Raw genomic sequence first — 22,989 nt, forward strand, 5'->3', positions numbered from 1 at the left:
TGAGGAACTTCCATCCTGCGGGAGAGGCCCACTCGTCTCATCTCAGCCCGGTACGGATGTCAAGAACCTCATGACCCACAACACCTAGGCTGGTGGCATGGCCCACATCATCACCGTCGCGGGTGCCACCCCGCGCATCCACGAGTCCGTCTTCCTCGCCCCGACCGCCGCGATCACCGGCGACGTCGAGATGGCCGAGCGCTCCTCGGCCTTCTACGGCGTCTCCGCCCGCGGTGACTCCGCCCCCATCCGCGTCGGGGCGGGCACCAACCTGCAGGACAACGTGGTGCTGCACGCGGACGAGGGCTTCCCGTGCACCCTGGGCGCCGGTGTCTCCGTGGGCCACTCCGCCGTGGTGCACGGGGCCACCGTGGAGGACGACTGCCTGATCGGCATGTCCGCCACGGTGATGAACGGCGCGGTCATCGGCGCCGGTTCGCTCGTGGCCGCCGGCGCCCTGGTGCTCGAGGGGACGCAGGTCCCGGCCGGCTCGCTCGTGGCGGGCGTCCCCGCGAAGGTCCGCCGCCCCCTCACGGACGAGGAGCGGGAGGGCCTCAAGAAGAACGCGGCCACCTACCTGCGGCTGTCCGCCGCGCACCGGGACGCCGTCGCCGGCTGAAGCGGGCCCGGAGGATGTGGGACGGTGGGCACCATGCCCACCACTTCCGCTCTCCCCCGCACCCGACCCGACGACGTCCCCGAGCGCCTGCTCGTCCTCCCCGCGGCGCAGGACGTCGCCGGCACCCCCTACGCCCACGCCCGTCGGCTGGCCGAGCAGGCCGTGGCCGACGTCGGCGGCGCCGCCGTGGCCGAGGGCGACACCTCCGCCACGGCCCTGCTGATGGTCCGCCCGATCCCGGTCGATGCGCTCGCCGCGGCCCTGGCCGCCCACCCCCACGTGAGCTGGGTGCAGCTCCCGTTCGCCGGGATCGAGCCGTTCGTCCCCCTCGTGCGCAGCCGCCCGGACATCGTGTGGACGTCCGCCAAGGGCACGTACGCGCCGCCGGTGGCCGAACACGCGCTGCTGCTCACCCTGGCCCTGCTGCGGGACCTGCCCGCGCGCGTCCGCGCCACCACATGGGGCCCCTCCTCCGGTCGCACCCTGAACGGCCTGACCGCCGTGGTCGTGGGCGGCGGCGGGATCGCACAGGAGTACATCCGCCTGCTCAAGACCTGGGACGTGCACGTCACCGCGGTCCGCCGACGCGCGGGCGACGTGCCCGGCGCGGACCGCACCGTCACGACCGACCGCCTCGACGAGGTCCTGCCCGGCGCGCAGGTCGTGATGATCGCCGCGGCGGCCACCGAGGAGACCCGCGGCATGTTCGACGCCGACCGCCTCGCCCTCCTGGACGAGGACGCCGTGCTCGTGAACGTCGCCCGCGGGGCGCTGGTGGACACGGACGCCGTCGTCCAGACCCTCGCGGCGGGCCGGCTGCACGGCTACGGCACGGACGTCACCGACCCCGAGCCCCTCCCGGACGGCCACCCGCTCTGGACCGAGGAGCGCGCCCTCATCACGCCGCACACGGCGGACACCCCGGAGATGTGCGTCCCGCTGCTCCACGCGCGGGTCGAGCGGAACCTGCGGGCCCGCGCGGCCGGGACGGAGCTGGAGGGCCTGGTGGACGCCGAGGGCGGATACTGACCCGCCCCCGGCGTCCCGCGGCGCCGGCTCAGCGGCGCGGCGCGTCCGCCTCGTGCTCGGCGGCGTCACGCTCGGCCGCCATCTCGATCTGGCGGCGGCGCTCCTCGCCGGCCCGGCGGGTCAGCTCGGCGCCGACCTCCGGGTCGCGGGTGAGGTTCTCACCGGTCGTCGGGTCGAACAGGTGCACCCGCGTGGTGTCCACCCACAGGCGGGTCGGCGTGCCCGGCCGGGCGCGGGACTCGCCGGAGAGGGTGGCCACGACGACGGGGCGCAGCTCATCCGCATCCAGGTCCTTGGCCAGCGCGGAGAGCATCTCGGCCACGGCCGGGTCCGGCTCGAACTCGATGTAGCCGTACTGCTCGTGGCCCAGCCACTCCAGGTGCGTGAGCGTCGCGTCGAAGGTGGAGCCCCGGTCGCGGCGGCTGTCCTCCACCAGCTCGGCGTCCTCGAAGAACTCCGGCCGCAGGCCGAGGAACACGATGTCCCGCCCCTCGGCGGCGCGGGCCTTCTCGGGCGGCACCGGGATGTCACCGATCGGCGAGGACAGCACGTGGCCGCCCTCCTTCTGCTTCAGCGAGGCGGGCAGGAAGTTCATCGACGGCGAGCCGATGAAGCCGGCCACGAACAGGTTGAGCGGCTGCTCGTAGAGCTCGCGCGGGCTGGCCACCTGCTGCAGCTCGCCCTTCTTGAGCACGGCCACCCGGTCGCCCAGGGTCATGGCCTCGGTCTGGTCGTGCGTCACGTAGACGGAGGTCGTGGCCAGGCGGCGCTGCAGCTGCGAGATCTCCGCGCGCATCTGCCCGCGCAGCTTGGCGTCCAGGTTGGACAGCGGCTCGTCGAAGAGGAACGCGTCCGCCTCGCGCACGATCGCCCGGCCCATGGCCACACGCTGACGCTGGCCGCCGGAGAGGTTGCCGGGCTTGCGCTCGAGGTGGTCCTCGAGCTCGAGCACGCGGGCGGCGTCGCGCACCTTGCGGTCGATCTCCTCCTCGGAGGGCTTGTTGTCCTTGATCAGCCGCAGCGGGAAGGCGATGTTCTCGTACACCGTCAGGTGCGGGTACAGCGCGTAGTTCTGGAACACCATCGCGAGGTTGCGGTCCTTGGGGGCCGCCTCGTTCACGCGGCGGCCGTCGATCAGCATCTCGCCGTCGGTGATGTCCTCGAGGCCCACGATCATGCGCAGCAGCGTGGACTTGCCGGAGCCGGAGGGGCCCACGAGGATGACGAACTCGCCGTCCTCGATCTCCAGGTTCACGTCCTTGATGGCGTGGAAGCCGTCGTCGTAGGTCTTGTCGATGTGGTTCAGGGTGATGGAGGCCATCGGGGGGTCCTTTCGGGAGGTCTCGTGTGCGGGCCTCAGCCCTTCACCGCGCCGTTGGTCAGGCCGGCCACGATCTGACGCTGGAACGCCAGCACCAGGATCACGATCGGGATGGTCACGATGATCGCGGCCGCCGAGATGGCCCCGGTCGGCGACTCGAACTGCGAGGCGCCGGTGAAGAAGGCCAGGGCGGCGGGCACGGTGCGCGCGGTCTCGGTGGAGGTCAGGGAGATGCCGAACACGAAGTCGTTCCAGGCGATGAAGAAGGCGATGATCGCCGTCGTGAAGACGCCGGGGGCGGCCAGCGGGACGATCACCTTGCGGAACGCCTCGAGCGGGGTGGCGCCGTCCACCTGCGCGGCCTGGTCGAGCTCCCACGGGATCTGGCGGAAGAACGCGGCCAGGGTCCAGATGGAGATCGGCAGGGTCAGGGACAGGTAGGGGATGATCAGGCCGACCCACGTGTCGTACAGCCCGAGGGTGCGCCACATGTTGAACAGCGGCGTCACCAGGGAGATGACGGGGAACATCGAGACCATCAGGGACACCGTGAGCACGATCCGCTTGCCCGGGAAGTCCAGGCGGGCGATCGCGTAGGCGCACAGCGTGGCCAGGATGACGGCGATGATCGTGGCGATCACGGTGATGCCGATCGAGTTGCGCAGCGCCGTGAGGAACAGCTCGCGCGAGCCGCCCACGAAGATCTCCTCGTAGTTCACCGTGGACCACTGGGTGGGCAGCAGCTTGCCGTTGGCGAGGTCGGCGGGCGTCTTGAAGCTGGTCGCGAAGATCGAGAACAGCGGGAAGAGGCACCACACGCCGATCACGACGGTGAGGATCCACCACAGTGCGGTGGCCTTCCCGGTGCCGCGACGGTGGGGCGCGCGGCCCTCAGGCGCGCGGCCCTCAGGGGCGGGAGCGGATGCGGCGGTGCTCACTTGGAACCTCCTCGGTCGGCCAGGTCCACCTTGAAGCCCTTGACGGCGATGACCGCCATGAGGGCCACGCACAGGAACAGGATCACGGAGACCGCCGAACCCATGCCGATCTCGAGCCGGCCGATGGACGTGCGGTAGGCCAGCAGCGAGAGGACCTCGGTGCCGTAGGCGCCGTTGGTCATGATGTAGATGGAGTCGAAGATGCGGAACGCGTCCATCGCGCGGAACAGGACGGCCACCATGATCGAGGCCTTCATGTTCGGCAGGATGACCAGCTTCATCCGCTGCCACCACGAGGCGCCGTCGACGGCGGCGGCCTCGGTGAGGTCGCCCGGCACCTGGGCCAGGCCGGCCAGCAGGAGCAGGGAGATGAACGGGGTGGTCTTCCAGATCTCGGAGAGCATGATCACGAACAGCGCGGTGCTGCCCTGCGCGAACCAGTTCAGGTCCGCGTCGACGCCCGGCAGCCACTCGAACCAGGCGTTGATGTAGCCCGAGTCGATCGAGAACATGTAGAACCACGCGAACGCGGAGACCACGGTGATGATGCCGTACGGCACCAGGATGATCGTGCGGATCAGGCCGCGGGTCTGCTTGATGGCGTGGTGCATGGCCAGGGCCAGCAGGAAGCCGAGGATGAGCTCGACCACCACGGTCACCACGGTGATCAGCAGGGTCACCCCGAGGTCCTTCCAGAACACGGGGTCCGTGAGGATCACGCCGTAGTTGCCCAGGCCCACGAACTCGCGGTCGCCCGGCGCGGTGAGCCGGTACGTGAACAGCGAGTCGTAGAGGGCCTGCAGGATCGGGTACAGGACCACGAACAGCATCACGAAGAACGCGGGGCCGGCCAGGAGCCAGCCGAGACGCGCCTCGGACTTCGCGCGCTGGGACTTCACCCGGCGGGGGCGGCGACCCTCGGCGGCGCGCGGGGTGGATGCGGCGGGTGCGGTGTCGACGTGGCTCACAGCAGACGCTCCCCTCTCAGGACTTCCTGGATGAAGTCGTCGGTCTCGGCCGGGGTGGACTCGGTGACGCCCGACGGCGGCGCGTAGCGCTGCTGGATCGCGGTGGAGACCTCGTTGTAGTACGGGGTCTGCGGCCGCGGGGCGCCCAGCTCGAGGGACTCCCGGATGGTGTCCGCCATGGGGTACTTCTCGGCGACCTCGGGGGCGTCGTAGGCCGCCGGGTCGGCGGGCGGGTTGCCGTTCTCGACGAAGTACTGGCTCTGGTGCTCGGTGGTGGTGATGCAGGAGATCGCGTCCCAGGCGAGGTCCTGGTGCTCGGACTTCGCGCCCACCCCCAGGTTGATGCCGCCCACGGGCGGCGCGGCGTCCTTGCCCTCGACGGTGCGGGGGTAGACGGCCCAGCCGATGTCCTCGGGCAGGTCCTCCGGCAGCGAGCCCTCCTCCACGGAGCCGAGGGTGGCCGGCCAGACGAACGGCCAGTTGACCATGAACGAGCCGTTCTTGCCCTGGAAGAGCAGCATGGAGGCGTTCTCGTCCTGGGTCGGCAGGCCGGCGCTGCCGAGACCCTCCTTGCCGATGGTGGAGATGATCCGGGCGGCCGTGCGGCCGGCCTCGGAGTCGAGGTTCGTGGTGACCTCGTCCGTGGGCGCCTCGGCGTTGGGGACGATCTGCTCCCCGCCGCCCTCGATGAGCGCGTTGAGCCACACGGTCATGGACTCCGCACGGGCGCCCTGGACGGCCAGGTCCTTGTCCTGGCTGCGGGCGGCCTCCATCAGCTGGTCCCACGTGACGGGCTGGGACATGTCCAGCCCCGCGGCCTCGGCGACCGACTTGCGGTACCAGAGCAGCTGCGTGTTGGCCCAGAACGGGACCGTGACGAGCTCGTCCTTCCAGCTGGCGGCCGCGAGCGCGCCCTCCAGGGCGTTGTCCTTCGCGTACGCCTGCATCTCCTCCGGCACGGGGGCCAGGAACCCGGGCTCGGCGAGCTCGGGGACGAACGGCGGGTCGAGGGACATGATGTCCATCGACGTGTCGCCTGCGGCGAGGCGGCGGGTCAGCTGCTCGCGCTGGGATGCGGCGTCCGTCGGAAGCATGGACGTCTCGACTCTGTACCGGCCGTTCGCGGCGTCGGTGCACTGGGCGGCGATCTTCGCCTGCCCGCCGTCGTCGGGGTTGGTGTACCAGGTCAGGGTGGGCGTCTGCTCGGCCGGAGCACACCCGGCCAGGAGCGCGCCCGCGGCGACGGCGCCGGCCAGCGTGGCCCGGCGCCGTTGACGTGCCCGCGTGTCGTGTCTCACAAGTGGAACCTCAATCGATGCGAGTCGGATGTGACGGCCATCATCACGCATCACAGCGATTCCTGCACGTTTCGCGGACCCCTTTCTCAGCGGGCGCGGCGGTTCGTCCGGGCGGTCGGCTCCGCGGCGGCGGGATCCTCGGGCCACGGGTGCTTGGGGTAGCGCCCCCGGTTCTCAGCGCGGACCTGCGCGTAGGGGCCGGCCCAGAAGGAGGGCAGGTCGGCGGTCACGGCGAGCGGGCGACCTGCCGGGGAGAGCAGGTGCAGGACCACCGGCTCACGACCGTCCGCCACAGCGGGGGTGACATGCGCCCCGAAGAACTCCTGCAGCTTGGCGGCGACCACGGGCGGGGTGTCCTCGTGGACGGCCGGATAGTCCACGACGACGGCGCGCCCGCTCGGCACGGGCAGGCGCTCGGGGGCGAGCTCGTCCAGCCGCCCCGCCTCCGGCCACGGCAGGGCACCGCGCAGCAGCGCCTCGGCGTCCAGGCGCGCGAGGGGCCGCCCCGCGGCCAGGTCGGCCGCGAGCCCGTCGACCAGCGCGTCCAGGCCGGGCAGCGCCGCGTCCGAAAGGTCCGGCCACGGGGCGCCGAGGACGCGGTGGAGCAGGTGCACCCGGCGGCGCAGGCGTTCGGTCCGACCGCTCGGGTCGAACCGGGCGAGGCCGTCGGCGGCGAGTGCGGCGCACACGGCCTGCGCGGCGGCGTCGGGGGCGACGGGGGCCGGCGTCTCCGCCAGCACGAGCGCGCCCAGCCGGTCCACGCGGCGGCCGGTGAGCCGGTCCCCGCGCCAGTCGGCGGTGTCCTCGGTGCGCCGCAGGCCCGCGCCGGCGAGTTCGGCGAGCGTCCGGTCGATCGGCGCGGCCGAGCGGATCGCGGCACCCGTGCCGGCCGCGTCCCCGGCGATGCGGGCGACCTCGGCCACGGCCAGCCACTCCTGCCCCGCCAGGCCGCCGCCGGCGGCGTCGCGGGGCAGGGCCGCGCGGGTGCCGGAGGCGAGCAGGTACGCGCCCGCCTCCCCGCGCGTCGGGCGATCCACGCGGGGAAGGCCAGGGCGGCCACGAGGCCGGCGGGGTGCCGTCGCGCGGCCGCCGTCGCCTCGGGCCCGGGCTCATCCGGGGCGTGGTGTGCGTGCCGACGGGCGAGTCGTTCCAGTCGGTCCGCCTCCCGGCGCCAGCGCCCGGCCTCCGGGTGCCGGCCGGCCCGCACGGCCGCGACCAGCGCCTCGAGGTCGGCCCCGGGGGCGCGCAGGTCCAGGGTGAGGGCCGCCGTCACCTCGGCCGCGGGGCGGGGCCCCGTCCACGGTGCCGCGCGCAGGAGGGCGTGGCCGAGGGGCGGGTCCAGGGGCAGCTCGGCCAGGACGGCGCCGTGCGGGGTGATGCGCCCGTCCTCGTCCACCGCGCCGAGGGAGGCGAGCGTGCGCTCGGCTGCGGCCATCGCGTCGGCCGGCGGGTCCTCGGGCAGGGTCAGCCCGCGCCCACCTGGGGCACCCCACGCCGCGAACGCCAGGGCCACCGGCGCGAGGTCGACGACGGCGAGGGCCGGCGTCGGGGCTGCGGGCGCGGTGCCCAGGGCTGCAGCGGTGTGGCAGCGGACCACGGTGCCGGGGCCGAGGCGGGCGGCGCGGCCCGCGCGCTGGCCGGCGGCCGCGCGCGAGGCCTGGACGGTGACGAGCCCGGCCATGCCGCGCCCCCGGTCCCGGCGCGGCTCGCGGGCCAGGCCCGAGTCGATGACGAGGCGCACCCCCGGCACGGTCAGCGAGGACTCGGCGACCGCCGTCGCGACGACGACGCGCGGCACGGCGGGGTCGGCGCGGCCGGCGAGCGCGGCGTCCTGGTCAGCGGGTTCCTGGCGGCCGTGCAGGACGCGGACCTCGGTGTCCGGGGCGAGCGCGGCGACGCGCCCCGCGACGGCCTCGACCTCGGCCACGCCGGGCAGGAAGACGAGGGCGTCCACGGTCGGGTCGGCCTCGAGCGCCTCGGCGTGGGCGCGTGCGGCCGTGGCCGCGACGTGGTCGAGGAAGGCCCGGTCCACGCGGCCCTCGGCGGTGAGGCGGTGGCCGCGGAAGGGGGCGTGCTCCTCGCGCAGCGGGTGCAGCACGGCCGGGGTGGAGACCACGGGCAGGGGCGCCTCCTCCCCCATGCCGCGGGCCCAGCGGGCGGCCAGGGCCGCCGCGTCCACGGTGGCGGACATGGCCACGAGCACGAGTTCGGGGCGCAGCTGCCGCAGGTCGGCGAGGAGGGCGAAGAGCACGTCCGTGTCCAGGTCCCGCTCGTGGACCTCGTCCAGGACCACCGCGCCCACGCCGTCGAGCCCGGGGTCGGCGAGGAGGCGGCGCAGCAGCAGGCCCGGGGTCACGAACTCGACGGCCGAGGCCCCGCCGCCCACCGCGTCGCCGCGCACGGCGTACCCGACGGCGGCGTCCGCGAGCCGAGCCTGCGCGTCGGGGTCGGCGCCGGGCTGCGCGTCGGCCGCGGCGGCCAGCACCGCCGTGCGCAGCCGCCGCCAGGCCGCGCGCACCGCGACCCGCCGCGGCTGCGTGACCAGGACGCGCCCGCCGCCGTGGTCCGCGAGCCGGACCGCGAGCGCGGGCGGGACCACGGTGGTCTTGCCCGTGCCCGGGGGCGCCTCGACGACGGCCGCCCCGCGCGCGTCCAGTGCGTCTTCGAGCTCGGGCAGGGCGGCGGCGAACGTCAGGCCGGTGCTGAGGCGGCCCAGAGCGGCGGAGAGGCAGGCGGGGACGGAGACGGGATCGACGGGGGTGGGCATCGGGACCCATTGTGCCCGCCTCCGTCGCGCTGTCCCGGGGCCGCCCCACTGACTAGGCTGTGACCCATGACCACACCCGTCCAGGAGCACCTCGATCGCCTCACGTCGGCCCACGCGGGTGAGGGGGAGGTCCCGGACGGGCTGGGCGTCGCGATGCTCCTGGTGGACGGGCACCGCTACGTCTCCGGATCCATGACGGCCGTGCCCCTGGCCACGCTCGCCTCTCCCTGTTCCACGCGCAGGCCCTCGAGGACCTCGGCGCGGTGCGGGTGGGCGAGCGAGTGGGAGCCGCCCCCGTGCGCGACCTGGACCACCGGGTCGAGGTGGACGCCGTCACGGGCCTGCCGCACAACCCGCTGCAGAACGCGGGCGCGGTGGCCACCGCCTCCCTCGTGAAGGGCCGCGGTGGCCGCGACCGGACCGCACGCATGATGCAGCTGCTCTCCGCACTGTTCGACCGCGAGGTCACCGTCACGGAGTCGGCCGCCCGCGCGGAGAACCGCGCCCAGCATCACACCCGGTCGGCTGCGTGGCTGATGAAGTCCCTCGACACGCTGGACGCCGACCCCGAGACGTTGCTCGAGGACATCGCCACGGTGCGTGCCGCCGCCGTGACCGTGGAGGACCTCGCCCTGCTCGCCGGCACCCTCGCGCACGGCGGCGTCCACCCCGTCACCGGGGACCGGGTGCTGAGCGAGGAGACGGTCCGCGGCGTGCTCTCGGTGATGGACTCCTGCGGCATGGACACCCGGGACTCCCGGTGGGCGTACGACGTCGGTCAGCCTGGCTGGGCGTCCACCCGCGGCGGCACGGTGCTCGTGGTGGTGCCGGGCCACCTCGGTCTGGCGCTGCAGTCGGACACGACGGACGAGAACGGGCTCGGCGCCGCGGCGATGGCCGCCCTGCGGACTATCGTCGAGGACTTCGAGCTGCACCCGTCGGTGGTCACCGGTTCCCCGCGCGCGGCCCTGCGCACCCACTACCGGATCGATCAGGCGCCCTCGGGCACGGTGCGCAGCGCCGTCGTCCTCGAGGCGCTCGGGCGGTTCGCGGACACCGTGCACGTCATGGAGCTGGGCGGTCACCTCGGCTTCAGCCAGGTGGACGCGATCGCCCGCGTCAGCCGCGGTCTGCCGGAGGCCCTCGAGACGCTCGTGGTGGACATGCGCTCGGTCAGCTCCATCTCCCGCCCGGCCCGCCTGCTGGTGGCCCAGTGGTTCGCCCGCGCGCTGGGCAACGGGCTCGACGTCGTCGTCGTGGACCGGGACGCCGCCGAGATGAAGGAGCTGATGTCGGCCGTCGAGGAGTCCGTGGAGGTGGACCTGCCCGAGCCGCTGCAGGATGAGGCCGAGGGGGTGGACCCCGCCGCCGAGGGCGCGCAGTTCGTGTTCTTCGACTCCCGCTCGCGGGCCGCCCAGTGGGCCGAGCAGCGGCTGCTCTCCCGGCACGCCCCCCACCTGCTGCCGCGGGACGCCCAGGAGGCGGCCGTAGCACCCCTGCTGCAGCACCTCTCCGCGGACGATGCGCGCCTGCTCGAGTCCATGATGGACGAGCGGGTCTACTCGGACGGCCAGATCATCCGTCGCGCCGGCCAGCCGTTCGGCGGCATCTACGTGATCGTCTCCGGCACCGTGGAGCTCTCGGGCCAGGGCACGGGCAGCCGTCGTGTGCGCCGCACCCTGCTCACCCCGGGGATGACGTTCGGCGAGATGGCCCTCGGCCAGCCGGGCCGTCAGCCCTCCACCGTTCGCGCGCGCGGGCCGGTGACGGCGCGAGTCCTCACCGCCCAGGTGATGGTCGCGCTCCAGGAGGGCTTCCCCCAGCTGGCCCTGGCCCTCTGGGAGGCGCTGGCCCGCGACGCGTTCACCGCGCTGAGCCAGCTCATCCGGGAGACCGGCGCGCTGCAGGACTGACAACCCGCGGGGGCGGCGTCCCGGGGGACGCCGCCCCACCCCGTCACCGCCCGAGCACGTGGCGCAACGCGCCCTCCAGCTCGGGGTCGCGCATGTCGTAGCCGGAGGCGACCAGTCGGTCCGCCACGACCTTCTGGTCCGCCGCCACGGTCTCCACCCGGCCCTCCTCACCCAACAGTAGGCGCGGCCCGGCGTCGGGCACCGGGATGACCGCCGGCCGGTGCAGCACCCGCCCGAGGACGGTGGCGAACTCCCGGGCCGTGACCGGCTCCGGCGCCACCGCGTTCACCGGGCCGGTGACGCCGTCGTCGATCACCGCGTGGGCGAAGGCGCCGGCGATGTCATCGGCACCGATCCAGCTCAGCCACGGGCTGCCGTCGTGGCTCTCCCCGCCCGAGGTCGCGACCGGGCCGCCGAGGCCCGCGAGGAACAGCGGCAGCACCTGCTGCAGCATGCCTCCGGCCGGGCTCAGCACCACGCCGGTCCGCAGCATCGCCACCCGGATGCCGGCCGCCTCGGCGCGCCGGGCCTCCGCCTCCCAGTCCGCGACGACCTCGGCGAGGAAGTCGTCCCCGGGCTCCAGATCCTCGACGAGGCCGCTGCCGAACGGGCCCGTGCCCGCGTCCGCCCCGTAGTACCCGATCGCCGAGCCGTTCACGAGTGCCCGCACCCGCGCGTCGTCCCCCTCCCGTGCGGCGATCCGGGCGAGCGCGTCCACGAGGGTGCGCGTGCCGCGGACGCGCGAGTCGTGCACGGCCTCCTTGTGCGCGTCCGTGAACCGGCCCGCGATGGGCTCGCCCGCCAGGTTCACGACGACGTCGGCCTCGGCCAGGGCGTCCTCATCCACGGTCTCCCGGCCGGGGTCCCACAGCGCCGCGTCCAGCGCACCGGCCCTCTTCGGGCTCCGCACGAGCCGGATGACGCGGTGGCCGCCGGTGGTGAGCAGGGCACAGAGCTGCCGACCGATCAGTCCACCGGACCCCGTCACGGCGACCGTGCGGGCCGGCCCGCCGACGAGGGGGCCGGGGTGGGCGGCGTGGAAGTCCAGGTCATCGGCCATCACGCGGGCGCGGTAGGCGAACTGGCGGCCCAGCTCCGCCTCGAACGCCTCGTGGGTGCGGCGCGAGGCCGCGGCGCCCAGACCGGGCACGCGGGACACCAGGGACTCCCCCGGCAGGGCGTACTCGATGTGGTCCGTCACGACCGTGCCGCGCCGGCCGTCCGCCGTGTCCGCCTCACCGGGCGCGGCGTCGTCGAGCAGGTGGGTGTGCCGCCAGGAGGCGAGGGGACCGGAGACCATCTCGTCCCGGAACATGCGGCCCTCCTCGTAGGCCGTGTGGCGGGCTCGCCACGGCACCGCGGGCGCGGCCCCACCGGGCAGGCGGGAGGCGACGGCGTCCGGCAGCAGGCCGGTGAGCATCCCGTGGGCCGCGCCGGCGAACAGGCCGGCCGCCCCGGGGGCCTGGATGCGCAGCCGCGACTCGGAGCCCACGCGGAGGCCGTCCGTGGGCCCCTGGACCACCTCGCCGGCGAAGGGCGGGGTGAGCCGCTCCAGCGCGCCGGGGTTCTCCAGCCAGCGGAAGACGACCTCACGCGGGTGGCGCAGGAGGGTGCGATGCTCGAAGACGCGGATCTCGGTCATGGACGCCAGCCTGACACAGGGAGGGGACGCGCGAACACCTGTCCGGGCCGGGCCGTGCAGGACAATGAGGGGATGGACCTGCTTCCCGAGCTGCGCTGGACCGCCGCCGCCCTGCCCGCCACCGAGCTCACCCTCGTGGCCGTCTTCTCCCCCGAGGACCAGACGGTGCGCGCCTCCGGCGTGGCCGTGCCGGAGGACTCGGAGCCCCCCGCCGCCGCGATCGGGCGCCTCCTCGAGACGCTCATGGACCGGCTCGTGGCCCTGGACCCGGAGACCGCCGACCGCGAGATGAACCCGCGCCCCGTGGAACCGCGTCCGGGTGCGTCCCAGCCCGTCGCCGACGCCCTGGCCGCCTACGCCGCGGGGGACGTGGCCGCGCTCGACGCCCTCGACGTCACCCAGCCGGGCACCGCGTTCCGGCAGCGGGCGTGGCGGGAGCTGCGCGGCATCGCCCCCGGCTCCCCCGCCACCTACGGCGGCCTGGCCGAACGGTGCGGGGCCCCGCGGGCCGTGCGCGCCGCCGGCGGGGCGTGCGCCGCCAACCTGGCGGCCGTCGTCGTGCCCTGCCACCGCGTGGTGCGCGCCGACGGCGCCGCGGGCCACTACCTCTACGGCACCGCCGCGAAGCAGGCCCTGCTGGCCCACGAGGCGGCGCGCGCGGGCTGACCGGCCCCTCCCCACGGCAACGTCGGTTGAGTTGTCACGGGTCCCGGGCACGCACACCCGTGACAACTCAACCCGCGTTGCGGACACGAGAAGGGGCCGGGCCGCGCGCTCCACGCACGCGACCCGGCCCCCGGCGCTCGAACGCTCAGACGGAGAGCTTGTCCACGATCGCGTTGAGCGTCGCGGACGGGCGCATCACCGAGGTGACCTTCTCCAGCTCCGGCGCGTAGTAGCCGCCCAGGTCCACCGGGGAGCCCTGCACGCCGTTGAGCTCGGCCAGGATGGTCTCCTCCTGGGCCTCCAGCTCCTCGGCGACCGGCTTCGCCGCGGCCGCCAGCTCGGCGTCCTCGGTCTGCTTCGCCAGCTCGCGGGCCCAGTACAGCGCCAGGTAGAAGTGGCTGCCGCGGTTGTCCAGCTCGCCGACCTTGCGTTGCGGGGACTTGCCCTCGATCAGCAGGGTGCCCGTGGCGGCGTCCAGGGTGTCCGCCAGGACCCGCGCGCGGTGGTTCTCGTTCGCGGCCGCCTCGTGCTCGAAGGACACGGCCAGCGCGAGGAACTCACCGAGGGAGTCCCAGCGCAGGTGGTTCTCCTCCACCAGCTGCTGCACGTGCTTCGGGGCGGAGCCGCCCGCACCGGTCTCGAACAGGCCGCCGCCGTTGAGCAGCGGGACGACCGAGAGCATCTTCGCGGAGGTGCCCAGCTCGAGGATCGGGAACAGGTCCGTGTTGTAGTCACGCAGCACGTTGCCGGTCACGGAGATGGTGTCCTCGCCGCGGCGGATGCGCTCCACCGAGAGCTTGGCGGCCTCCACCGGGGAGAGGATGCGCAGATCCAGGCCCTCCGTGTCGTGCTCCTTGAGGTACTCCTCGACCTTCTTGATGAGCTCGCGGTCGTGGGCGCGGGTCTCGTCCAGCCAGAACACGGCCGGGGTCTGGGACGCGCGGGCGCGGGTCACGGCCAGCTTCACCCAGTCGCGCACCGGGACGTCCTTGGTCTGGCAGGCGCGCCAGATGTCGCCGGCCTCGACCTCGTGGGAGAGCAGGGTCTCTCCGGCGGAGTTCTTCACGGCCACGGTGCCCGCGGCGTCCATGATGAACGTCTTGTCGTGCGAGCCGTACTCCTCGGCCTTCTGCGCCATGAGGCCCACGTTCGGGACGGTGCCCATGGTGGTGGGGTCGTAGGCGCCGTTGGCCTTGCAGTCGTCGATCACGGCCTGGTAGACGCCGGCGTAGGAGGAGTCCGGGATGACGGCCAGGGTGTCCTGCGTCTGGTCGTCCTTGTTCCACATGCGGCCGGAGGTGCGGATCATGGCCGGCATGGAGGCGTCCACGATCACGTCGGAGGGCACGTGGAGGTTGGTGATGCCCTTGGCGGAGTTCACCATGGCCACGTCCGGGCCGTTCTCGTAGGCGGCGGCGATGGCGGCGCGCACGCCCTCGGCGGTCTCGGCGTCGAGCTTGTCCAGGCCGCCCTCGATCGCGGCGAGGCCGTTGTTCGCGGACAGGCCGGCGGCGGCCAGCTGCTCGCCGTACTTCTCGAACAGCTCGGAGAAGTAGGCCTTCACGACGTGGCCGAAGATCACCGGGTCGGAGACCTTCATCATGGTGGCCTTCAGGTGCGCGGAGAAGAGGATGCCCTCCTCCTTGGCGCGCTTGACCTGCTCGGCGAGGAACGCGTCCAGGGCCTTGGCGGACATGAACGTGCCGTCCACGACCTCGCCCTTGAGGACCTTCAGGCCCTCCTTGAGCACGGTGGTCTTCCCGTCCTCGCCGGTGAACTCGATCGTCAGCACGTCGGCGGCCGGCAGCGTCACGGACTGCTCGTTGGCGCGGAAGTCGTCCGCGCCCATGGTGGCGACGGCGGTCTTGGAGTCCGGGGTCCACTCGCCCATCGAGTGGGGGAAGCGCTTGGCGTACGCCTTCACGGCCTTCGGGGCGCGGCGGTCCGAGTTGCCCTCGCGCAGCACCGGGTTCACGGCGGAGCCCTTGACCGAGTCGTAGCGCGCCTTCGCGTCCTTCTCCTCGTCGGTCTTCGGCTCGTCCGGGTACTCCGGCAGCGCGTAGCCGTCCGCCTGCAGCTCCTTGATCGCGGCGCGCAGCTGCGGCACGGAGGCGGAGATGTTCGGCAGCTTGATGACGTTCGCCTCGGGGGACTTCACGAGCTCGCCGAGCTCGGCGAGGGCGTCCGCGGTGCGCTGGTCCTCGGGCAGGACGTCCTTGAACGCGGCGAGGATGCGGCCGGCCAGCGAGATGTCACGGGTCTCCAGCTCCACGCCGGCGGTGCCCGCGTAGGCCCGCACGATCGGCAGCAGCGACGCGGTGGCCAGCATGGGCGCCTCGTCCGTGAGCGTGTAGATGATCTTCGACATGCGGATGATCTCTCCTTCTGGCCGCACTCGAGACGCGGCCCTCGTCGGCAGGGAACGGGTGACTCCCCGCCAATCTACCCGGCGCCCCGGACGCGCCACACCGTGTGTGGCTCGTGTGGCTCGGCGTCAGCGCCCGCGGCCGTCGCCGGTGCCCTCGCCGGGCCGGACGGGGTCGCCCGGGCACCAGGGGGGCGTCGGGTCGGCGGGGGCGCCCTCCGACGACGGCGGCGTGGATCGTGGCCGGCTCAGATGCCGAGCACGGCCTGGGCGATGAAGAAGTAGACGACCAGGCCGAGGGGCTCCTCACGACCGGCCCGCCGCGCTCAGCCGTGGAAGAAGTGGCGCGCCCCGGTCAGGTACAGGGTCACGCCGGCGGCCTCGGCCGCGGCCACGACCTCCTCGTCCCGGACGGAGCCGCCCGGCTGGACGACGGCCTTCACGCCGGCGTCGATGAGGATCTGCAGCCCGTCCGCGAACGGGAAGAACGCGTCCGAGGCGGCCACAGACCCGCGGGCCCGCTCGGGGGCCCCCTCCCCGGAGACGTTCTCCGCGCCGCCGGCGCTGCTCACGTCCTGCCCGCCGGTCTGCGCGGCGCCCAGGGTGTTGGCGCGCTCGACGGCCAGGCGGCAGGAGTCGAGGCGGTTGACCTGGCCCATGCCCACGCCGACCGTGGCGCCGTCGTGGGCCAGCAGCACGGCGTTGGACTTGGCCGCGCGCACGGCGCGCCACGCGAAGGCCAGGTCGGCCAGGACGGCCTCGTCGGCGGCCGGGCCGGCGGCGAGGGTCCAGGTGGCCGGGTCGTCGCCGTCCGCGTCCACCGCGTCCGCGATCTGCAGCAGCATGCCGCCGGAGACCTGCTTGGCCTCCACCGCGTCCCGCAGGAAGCCCTCGGGCAGGCTCAGCAGGCGCAGGTTCTTCTTGGTGGAGAGGATCTCCAGGGCCTCGGGTTCGAACGCCGGGGCCACGACGACCTCCGTGAACACGTCCTTCACCTGGGCGGCCATGGCGGCGGTGACGGGGCGGTTGGCCGCGATCACGCCGCCGAACGCGGAGACCGGATCGCACGCGTGGGCCTTGGCGTGCGCCTGCGCGATGTCCGTGCCCTCGTCCGTGACGGCCACGCCGCACGGGTTGGCGTGCTTGACGATCGCCACGGCCGGGACCGGGTGGTCGAAGGCGGCGCGCACCGCGGCGTCGGCGTCCACGTAGTTGTTGTAGCTCATCGGCTTGCCGTGCAGCAGCTCGGCCTGCGCGATGCCGGGGGCCGCCGAGGAGTCCAGGTACAGCGCCGCGGGCTGGTGCGGGTTCTCGCCGTAGCGCAGGATCTGCGCGCGCTCGAGGGAGAAGCCGGCGTAGGGCGGGAACACGGGGATCTCGTCGGCGTGCGTGTCCTCGCCGAAGTGGGCGGCGGTCCAGGCGGCCACGGCGTTGTCGTACGCCGCGGTGTGGGCGAAGGCCAGGGCGGCCAGGCGCCGGCGGGCACGCAGGTCGAAGCCGCCGGACTGGGCAGCCTGGACGACCTCGCCGTAGCGGGCCGGGTCCACGACGATCGCCACGGACGCGTGGTTCTTCGCCGCCGCGCGCACCATGGACGGCCCGCCGATGTCGATCTGCTCGACGACGGCGTCCTCCGCGGCGCCCGAGTTCACGGTGTCCACGAACGGGTAGAGGTTCACGACGACGAGGTCGAACGGCTCCACCTCGAGCGCGCGCAGCTGGGTCACGTGGTCCTCGCGACGACGGTCCGCCAGGATGCCCGCGTGCACGCGCGGGTGCAGCGTCTTCACGCGGCCGTCCAGGCACTCCTGGAACCCGGTGACCTCGGCGACCTCGGTCACCGGCACGCCGGCGGCGGCGATGCGCTGGGCGGTGGAGCCGGTCGAGACGATCTGCACGCCCGCGGCGTGGAGCCCGGTGGCGAGCTCCTCGAGGCCGGTCTTGTCGTACACGGAGATCAGGGCCCGCTTCAGGGGCACCGTGTCCAGGACGGTGGTGGTGGGCTGGGCAGAGGTCACGAGGGGGCGCTCCTTCGAGGGGGTCCGGGTGCGTCCTCCAGCATAGGCCGGGCCGCATAATGGCCCAGGCGGCCGTGTGACGGACCGCCCCCACCCACCCGACGAACGGGAGCCGACCATGTCCTCCGCCACCCCGCCCCGCCCCAGCGCCGACGGCGCGCACCCCGGGCCCGCGCCCGACGTCGTCGCCCCCGACGTCGCCCTGCCCACCGGCGAGGCGGTCGTCCAGGAGCTGCCGTGGCGCTGGTCCGTCCAGGGACGCATCTTCCTGATCGGCGGCCTGGGCTTCATGTTCGACGCATGGGACGTCACGCTCAACGGCGTGATGATCCCGCTGCTGCGCGAGGAGTGGGCCCTGGACAAGGCCGACGCCGCGTGGATCGGCACCGCCAACCTCATCGGCATGGCCGTGGGCGCGTTCCTGTGGGGCACCATCGCGGACCGCATCGGGCGCAAGGCGGCGTTCGCGTGGACGCTGGCGATCTTCTCCGTGTTCACGATCGCGGGCGCGCTGACGGACTCCCTGCTGTGGTTCGCGCTGTTCCGGTTCGTGGCCGGCATGGGCCTGGGCGGCACGATCCCCGTGGACTACGCGCTCGTGGGCGAGTTCACCCCGCGCCGCCTGCGCGGCCGCGTCCTGGCCGCGATGGACGGCTGGTGGCCCGTCGGCGCCGCGCTGTGCGGCCTCGTCTCCGCCTGGCTCGTGGGCACGTGGGGCGACTGGCGCCTGCCCCTGCTGGCCATGGTCCTGCCGGCCCTGCTCGTGTTCGTCGTGCGCCTGGGCATCCCCGAGTCCCCGCTGTTCCTGATGAGCCGGGGCCGCGAGACGGAGGCCCGCGCCGTCATCGACCGCATGGTGGCGGCCACCGGCGCGCCCCGTCGGCCCTACACGATGCCCCCGGCCGAGCCGGCCCGCTCCGGCGGCGTCGGCGCGCAGCTCGCCGCGGTCTGGCGGTTCTCCCCGCGCATCACCGCGGTCGCCTGGGCCCTGTTCGTGGCCATCATGCTCGTCTACTACATCGCGCTGCAGTGGCTGCCGACGTTCCTCATCGACGCCGGCTACGCGGAGGGCCGCGCCTTCATCATGACCTCCGGCATGGCCGCGGCCGGCTTGCTCGGCGTGGTCGTGGCCACCGTGCTGATCGAGGTCACCGGCCGCCGCTGGCTGCTGGCCGTCAGCGCCGTCGTCGCGAGCGCCCTGACCGTCTGGCTGGCGAGCGTGCTGGACGTGCCCGCCGCGGTGCTGCCGCTCGTGCTGGCGTTCGGCTTCGTGGTGCAGGTCGCGATCCCGGTGCTCTACACGTACGTCTCCGAGCTGTACCCGACGACGCTGCGCGCCTCCGGCTTCGGCTGGGCGTCGGCGGCCTCGCGGGTGGGCGCGGGCCTGGGTCCGCTGCTCTTCGTGGGCACGCTGGTCCCCGCCCTCGGGCTGCCGGGGGCGTTCGCCGTCACCGGCGGGCTCGTGGTCCTGGCCTGCGCGGCGATGCTGGCGCTGGCCCCGGAGACCCGCGGCCGCGCCCTCGAGGTCAGCGCCGACTGAGCTCGCCGAGCACGCGCAGCAGCAGGGCCCGCTCCTGGACCTTGATGCGCTCGTGCAGCTCGGCCTCGGTGTCCGTGTCCAGCACGGGCACCGCGGCCTGGGCGAGGATCGGGCCGGTGTCCACGCCCGCGTCCACCACGTGCACGGTGCAGCCGGTGACCTTCACCCCGTGCGCCAGCGCGTCCCGGACGCCGTGGGCCCCCGGGAAGGAGGGCAGCAGGGCCGGGTGGGTGTTGAGGATGCGGCCGTCGAACCGCTCGAGCAGCGGGGCGCCCAGGATCCGCATGAACCCGGAGCACACGACCCAGTCCGGCGCGTAGGCGGCGACGGCGTCCGCGAGCGCCTCGTCCCACGCGCGCCGGTCCGCGTGGTCCTTCGGGGACACCACGAACGTCTCGATCCCGTGGGCGCGGGCGCGCTCCAGGCCGCCGGCGTCGGCGACGTCGGCGCCCACCGCGGCGATCTCCACGTCCAGGGCGCCGGAGGCGACGGCGTCGAGGACGGCCTGCAGGTTGGTGCCGGAACCGGAGACGAGGGCAACGATGCGCATGCGCCCATCGTAGGGTGAGGGGGTGTCCGCCCCCGTTCCCTCCTCCCCGCCCCGCCCGCCGCAGGGCGCCCCGGACCCCGGCCGCGTCCGCACCGGCCGTGCCCTGCTGTGGCAGTCCGTGGCGCTGCTGGGGATGGTGCTCTCCTTCTCCCTCGTGCTGCCGTGGAAGCTGATCGCCCTCGCGCTGGGGCTGGTCGCCCTCGTGCTCGGCGTGCGCGTGTGGGTCACGAGCCGCGGCGCCGAGCGCTCGGGGCTGCCCCGCGCGGTGGCGTCCGCCGGCATGGCGATGGCGCTGGTGGGCATGACGACGGCGGCGCTGCCGCTGCTCGCGTGGGACGCGACGGTCCAGCTCGAGCAGTGCGGCGCCTCCGCGCTCACCGTGCGGGCGCAGCAGGCGTGCGCGGACGAGTTCACCCGTCAGGTGGAGGAGCGCACGGGGGTGCCCCAGCTGCGGCCCTGAGCCGCGGGCGTCAGTCCCGCGCCCGGCGCGGAGACGGCCGGTCGCGCGGGCCCGAGGCGCGGTCGCCGGACCGCGGCACCGTCGTCGTCCCGTCCCGGTGCCCGGCCACGGCCAGGGCCGTGAGGTAGCCGGCGGCGCAGCCCAGCGCGACCCACCCGGCGACGGCGGCGCACACCGCCCAGACGTGGGAGCCGATGTCCGTCAGCGTGCCGAGCCCGAGCGTCCCGGAGGTGAGGGCCAGCGGCACGAGCAGCAGCAGCCCCGTGAGCAGGCCGGTGAGCACGGCCAGGGCCAGCGTGGACAGCGTCAGGGACACCGCGCGGCTGCCGTGGCGGGCGTGCAGCCAGTCGTCGAGGTGGTTCTCCCCCTCCCGCAGCAGCCACACGCCGGCCACGGCGCCGGCGCCGATCGGCACGGCCAGCAGGAGCAGCTGCCACGGCGACCACGTCCCGGGCAGCGCACCCAGCGCCGGGAGGGCGGGCGCGGTGGCAGGCGTCGCGCCGAACACGGAGTAGAGGCTGTCCGCGCCCACGGAGAACCCCGGGCCCGCCGTCCACGCGATCGACCACGCGGTGAACGTGGGCAGCCAGCCGATCTGCAGCAGCGCCACCAGCAGGCCGCCCAGCGGGCCGCCCCCGATCGCCTGGGCCACGGTGACGACGGCGGCCCACTCGACGGCCAGCCGCCCCGCCACGAGCAGCGCGTTCAGGCCCGTCAGGGCGAGCACGGCGACGGCCGCGGCGCGCACCACGGACCACGCGTACGAGCCGGCCCAGCGTTCGTACTGCGAGCGCCGCGAGATCCGCTCCGTGAGGTCCAGGCCGATCAGGTGCGCCCAGGTGCCGGCCTCGCGCCGCGCCCCCGCGAGGGCGGCGACGCCGAAGAGCAGGGCGGGCAGCAGCGCCGCCGGGGCGGGGTGGGCCGTCAGCTCGTCCGTGCCGGGCAGGAACGCCACGGCCAGCCCCACCAGGGCGTAGGCCCCCACCGCGCCCACGAAGGCCTGCCACGCCTGGTCCCGGTAGGACGCGCGGGCCAGGCGCCGGCCGGCCCGCCAGGACAGCGCGAGCGGGACCAGGGTCAGGCCCCACGGCACGAGCCACGCCGTGCCGGTGATGAGGTGATCCGGCGCGGTGGGCATGGCCGTGGCCACGGTGACGGGCACCGCGTGCAGGGCCAGCCACAGGACGCCGCCCACCTGGACGGCGCCCTCGATGGTCGGCCGCTCGAACCCGCCCGTGGCCCACACCGCGAGGGTGGGGACCATGACCGCCAGCAGGCTGATCATCGCCGTGACGAGCGCCTCGACCACCCCCTGCAGCCACAGCGGCAGGGGGACGGGGCGCAGCAGACGGGGCGCAGCGGGGCGGGAACTCACCCGTCCATGGTGCCACCCGACTCCGGGCGGCGCCTGGACGGGGGCGGGCCGCGCGGGCCGGTGCGACGACCGTCACCGGACCCGAGAGTTCATCGCGGGGTCACCGGGCCGTCGTCGGCGGGTGCCCCGGCCGTGGTCCGGGGTCCTTAGCGTCGGCCACGTGCGTGTCGTCGTGGTCGCCGAATCGTTCCTGCCCCATATGAACGGGGTCACCAACTCCATCCTCCAGGTGCTGCGCCACCTGCGGGAGCGGGGCGACGAGGCGATGGTGATCGCCCCGGCTGCCTCGTGGTCCGCCGGGTGGACCCAACGCGCGGGCGCCGGTGAGGCCCCCCGCGAGGTCGAGGGCTTCCCCGTGCGCACCCTGCCCTCCGTGCCCCTGAGCGGGTACGCCTCTGTGCGGGTGGCCGCCGGCACGGTGGGCCGGCTGCGCGGCATGCTCGCCGACTTCGCCCCGGACGTGGTGCACATCGCCTCCCCCTTCGTGCTGGGCTGGCGCGCGGTGCAGGCGGCCGAGGAGCTCGGCATCCCCTCCGTGGCCGTCTACCAGACCGAGGTCCCCGGCTACGCGGCCCGGTACGGCGCCCCGTGGCTGGAGGACGTCCTGTGGAGCCACGTGGCGCGCCTGCACAACATGGCCACGCTGACGCTCGCGCCGTCGTCGTTCACCGTCCGGCAGCTGCACCGCCAGGGGGTGCGACGCGTGCACCTGTGGGGCCGCGGCGTCGACTCCCGCCGATTCCATCCCGCCAAGCGGGACGAGGCGCTGCGCGCCGAGCTCGCCCCGAACGGCGAGAAGCTCGTGGGCTTCGTGGGGCGGCTGGCGCACGAGAAGCAGGTCGGGGACCTGCGGGTGCTCTCGGACCTGCCGGGCACCCGCCTCGTGGTCATCGGCTCCGGGCCGCTGCGCGAACAGCTCGAGCGGGAGCTGCCCGGCGCGCACTTCGCCGGCTTCCAGGGGGGCGAGGACCTCGCGCGCCACGTGGCCAGCCTGGACCTGTTCGTGCACCCCGGCGAGTCCGACACCTTCGGCCAGACGCTGCAGGAGGCGATGGCCTCGGGCGTGCCCGTCGTCGCCGTCGGCCGCGGCGGCCCCCTCGACATCGTGGACGCCTCCCGCACCGGCTGGCTCTACCCGCCCGGCGAGCTGGACGAGCTGCGCCGCCACGTCGCGGACCTCGTGTACGACGACGTCAAGCGGGCCGCGTTCGCCGACGCGGCGTGGGCGTCGGTGCAGGGCCGGACCTGGCCGGTGCTGTGCGAGCAGCTCGTGGGCTACTACGAGAAGGCGATCGCGGTGCAGGAGCGCCGCCGCGTGGAGCTGGCCCGCCGGCTGCTGACGGCGCCGTCGCTGCTGGCCGCGCGCGTGTTCGGCTGAACCCCGGCCGACGTCGCCCGCCTGGCCGACCTCGTCAACGACGCGACCGTGGAAGGCCCGCGCTGAGCCGAACGCGGGGCCCGGAGTGGCCCGCGTATCATTTCGGTAACAGAGCGCGCTCCCTGTCAGGATGGGCGTCAGG

The 22,989-nt window shown here is 74.3% G+C and carries 17 protein-coding genes and 1 pseudogene; 7 read left to right on the top strand and 11 right to left on the bottom strand.

Annotation, left to right across the window (positions count from 1 at the left end; translation table 11 throughout):
• The first annotated feature begins 97 nt into the window (after positions 1-97).
• Together POD19_RS01050 and POD19_RS01055 are read left to right on the top strand one after the other, a co-directional pair.
• A complete protein-coding gene (locus POD19_RS01050; protein ID WP_036314590.1) occupies positions 98-619 on the top strand; it encodes a gamma carbonic anhydrase family protein in 522 nt (173 codons plus the stop codon).
• 33 nt (positions 620-652) lie between these two features.
• Complete coding sequence (locus tag POD19_RS01055) at positions 653-1,648, top strand: D-isomer specific 2-hydroxyacid dehydrogenase family protein (protein ID WP_220482126.1); 996 nt, start codon at positions 653-655, stop codon at positions 1,646-1,648.
• 28 nt (positions 1,649-1,676) lie between these two features.
• Here POD19_RS01055 and POD19_RS01060 read toward each other — a convergent pair whose 3' ends face one another.
• The 6 genes and pseudogenes from POD19_RS01060 to POD19_RS01085 all read right to left on the bottom strand — a co-directional run.
• Positions 1,677-2,969 (bottom strand): ABC transporter ATP-binding protein, encoded by a 1,293-nt coding sequence (locus POD19_RS01060; RefSeq protein WP_041102958.1) that lies wholly within the window; start codon positions 2,967-2,969, stop codon positions 1,677-1,679.
• A 35-nt stretch (positions 2,970-3,004) separates the two neighbouring features.
• Complete coding sequence (locus POD19_RS01065) at positions 3,005-3,907, bottom strand: carbohydrate ABC transporter permease (RefSeq protein WP_080695955.1); 903 nt, start codon at positions 3,905-3,907, stop codon at positions 3,005-3,007.
• On the bottom strand, positions 3,904-4,875 hold the full coding sequence (locus POD19_RS01070) for a carbohydrate ABC transporter permease (RefSeq protein ID WP_070708749.1): 972 nt from the start codon (positions 4,873-4,875) through the stop codon (positions 3,904-3,906). The genes POD19_RS01065 and POD19_RS01070 overlap by 4 nt, the downstream gene beginning before the upstream one ends.
• Positions 4,872-6,173: an extracellular solute-binding protein gene (locus tag POD19_RS01075; protein WP_070708748.1), complete on the bottom strand. Its 1,302-nt coding sequence runs from the start codon at positions 6,171-6,173 to the stop codon at positions 4,872-4,874. The genes POD19_RS01070 and POD19_RS01075 overlap by 4 nt, the downstream gene beginning before the upstream one ends.
• A gap of 86 nt (positions 6,174-6,259) precedes the next feature.
• The gene (locus tag POD19_RS01080) at positions 6,260-7,210 is read right to left on the bottom strand and encodes an ATP-dependent helicase C-terminal domain-containing protein (RefSeq protein WP_340309270.1); all 951 of its coding nucleotides are present in this window, start codon (positions 7,208-7,210) and stop codon (positions 6,260-6,262) included.
• 341 nt (positions 7,211-7,551) lie between these two features.
• A pseudogene (locus POD19_RS01085) lies at positions 7,552-8,940 on the bottom strand (helicase-related protein); the annotation flags it as partial.
• A gap of 296 nt (positions 8,941-9,236) precedes the next feature.
• Between POD19_RS01085 and POD19_RS01090 the strand changes: the two are divergent.
• Positions 9,237-10,853, top strand: a complete 1,617-nt coding sequence (locus POD19_RS01090) for a glutaminase (RefSeq protein WP_340309271.1) — start codon at positions 9,237-9,239, stop codon at positions 10,851-10,853.
• 43 nt (positions 10,854-10,896) lie between these two features.
• On the opposite strand, the gene POD19_RS01095 is transcribed toward POD19_RS01090, so the two are convergent.
• On the bottom strand, positions 10,897-12,495 hold the full coding sequence (locus tag POD19_RS01095; RefSeq protein ID WP_036338179.1) for a TIGR01777 family oxidoreductase: 1,599 nt from the start codon (positions 12,493-12,495) through the stop codon (positions 10,897-10,899).
• Between the two features lie 72 nt (positions 12,496-12,567).
• Between POD19_RS01095 and POD19_RS01100 the strand changes: the two genes are divergently transcribed.
• Complete coding sequence (locus tag POD19_RS01100; protein WP_095353386.1) at positions 12,568-13,161, top strand: methylated-DNA--[protein]-cysteine S-methyltransferase; 594 nt, start codon at positions 12,568-12,570, stop codon at positions 13,159-13,161.
• Positions 13,162-13,306: 145 nt separating this feature from the next.
• Here the strand turns inward: POD19_RS01100 and POD19_RS01105 are convergent, their stop codons facing one another.
• Positions 13,307-15,529, bottom strand: a complete 2,223-nt coding sequence (locus POD19_RS01105; protein ID WP_144818782.1) for an NADP-dependent isocitrate dehydrogenase — start codon at positions 15,527-15,529, stop codon at positions 13,307-13,309.
• A 323-nt stretch (positions 15,530-15,852) separates the two neighbouring features.
• The gene (gene purH, locus POD19_RS01110) at positions 15,853-17,544 is read right to left on the bottom strand and encodes a bifunctional phosphoribosylaminoimidazolecarboxamide formyltransferase/IMP cyclohydrolase (RefSeq protein WP_144818780.1); all 1,692 of its coding nucleotides are present in this window, start codon (positions 17,542-17,544) and stop codon (positions 15,853-15,855) included.
• A 118-nt stretch (positions 17,545-17,662) separates the two neighbouring features.
• On the opposite strand from purH, the gene POD19_RS01115 reads away from it, so the two are divergent.
• Positions 17,663-19,084: an MFS transporter gene (locus POD19_RS01115; RefSeq protein ID WP_144818778.1), complete on the top strand. Its 1,422-nt coding sequence runs from the start codon at positions 17,663-17,665 to the stop codon at positions 19,082-19,084.
• On the opposite strand, the gene purN is transcribed toward POD19_RS01115, so the two are convergent.
• Entirely contained in the window at positions 19,071-19,634 is a 564-nt protein-coding gene (purN, locus tag POD19_RS01120; RefSeq protein ID WP_041102979.1) for a phosphoribosylglycinamide formyltransferase, read from the bottom strand. The genes POD19_RS01115 and purN overlap by 14 nt on opposite strands.
• 22 nt (positions 19,635-19,656) lie before the next feature.
• Here purN and POD19_RS01125 point away from each other — a divergent pair, with 22 nt between their 5' ends.
• A complete protein-coding gene (locus tag POD19_RS01125; protein ID WP_002853717.1) occupies positions 19,657-20,094 on the top strand; it encodes a hypothetical protein in 438 nt (145 codons plus the stop codon).
• Between the two features lie 10 nt (positions 20,095-20,104).
• Here the strand turns inward: POD19_RS01125 and POD19_RS01130 are convergent, their stop codons facing one another.
• A complete protein-coding gene (locus POD19_RS01130) occupies positions 20,105-21,469 on the bottom strand; it encodes a cell division protein PerM (protein ID WP_239664476.1) in 1,365 nt (454 codons plus the stop codon).
• 160 nt (positions 21,470-21,629) lie between these two features.
• On the opposite strand from POD19_RS01130, the gene POD19_RS01135 reads away from it, so the two are divergent.
• A complete protein-coding gene (locus tag POD19_RS01135) occupies positions 21,630-22,847 on the top strand; it encodes a glycosyltransferase family 4 protein (protein WP_070709353.1) in 1,218 nt (405 codons plus the stop codon).
• Positions 22,848-22,989: the final 142 nt, after the last annotated feature.

The organism is Micrococcus sp. GPGPB33, assembly GCF_037853785.1.
Lineage (GTDB): Bacteria > Actinomycetota > Actinomycetes > Actinomycetales > Micrococcaceae > Micrococcus > Micrococcus luteus.